General features: G+C 63.9%; 1 protein-coding gene. It reads right to left on the bottom strand.

Annotation, left to right across the window (positions count from 1 at the left end):
- Positions 1-22: 22 nt before the first annotated feature.
- The coding region (locus E5W70_RS32565) for a beta-ketoacyl-[acyl-carrier-protein] synthase family protein (protein WP_164749560.1) at positions 23-796 on the bottom strand (774 nt) is incomplete at its 5' end.

The raw sequence follows: 796 nt of genomic DNA, 5'->3' as shown, positions 1-796 counted from the left end.
AATGAGGCGTCTTGCATGGCTTCTACACCTGCCTGAATGCCAGAACTGCGTTCGTACCGCCCATGGCGAAGGCGTTGCTCATGGCGACGCGCACCTTGCGCTCGCGCGGCACATTGGGTGTGATGTCGAGGTCGCAAGCGGGATCTGGCTCGCGATAGTTGGCGGTCGGCGGCACGACGTCCTCTTGGATTGCCATCACGCAGGCGATCATTTCAAGCGCGCTCGCTGCGCCGAGGCAATGCGCGTGCGTGGACTTGGTGGAAGAGATGGACATCGAATAAGCGTGGTTTCCAAACACACGCTTGATCGCCGCCGTTTCAGTCTGATCATTGCTCTTGGTACCGGTGCCGTGCGCGTTGAGGTAGTCGACGTCCTCGGCATTCAGCCCGGCATCGGCAAGGCAGGCGCGCATCGCCGACGCTGGCCCCTCGACAGATGGCGCGGCAATGTGGAAGGCATCGGCGGAAAGGCCGACGCCGGCGATCTCGGCAAGAATTGTGGCACCACGCCTCGTGGCATGCTCGTAGCTTTCCAGCACGGCCATGCCCGCACCCTCGCCCAGCACCAGGCCCTTCCTATCGGCGGAGAAGGGCCGGCAGGTATCGGGTGAAAGCACGCGCATTGCTTCCCATGCTTTCAGCACGCCCCATGCGAAGGGTGCGTCGCTGCCCCCGGAAACCATTACGTCGGCCCGGCCCAGCTTGATCTGGTCCACCGCCGAGGCGATCGCATGGTTGGCCGAGGCACATGCGGAGGTCACCCCGAAGACCGGCCCGCGCAAGCCGAGGCTCAAGCT

Source organism: Mesorhizobium sp. (genome assembly GCF_005063415.1).
Taxonomy (GTDB): domain Bacteria; phylum Pseudomonadota; class Alphaproteobacteria; order Rhizobiales; family Rhizobiaceae; genus Mesorhizobium.
The sequence above is the reverse complement of the archived record's forward strand: the minus strand, read 5'-3'. Positions and strand labels throughout refer to the sequence as shown.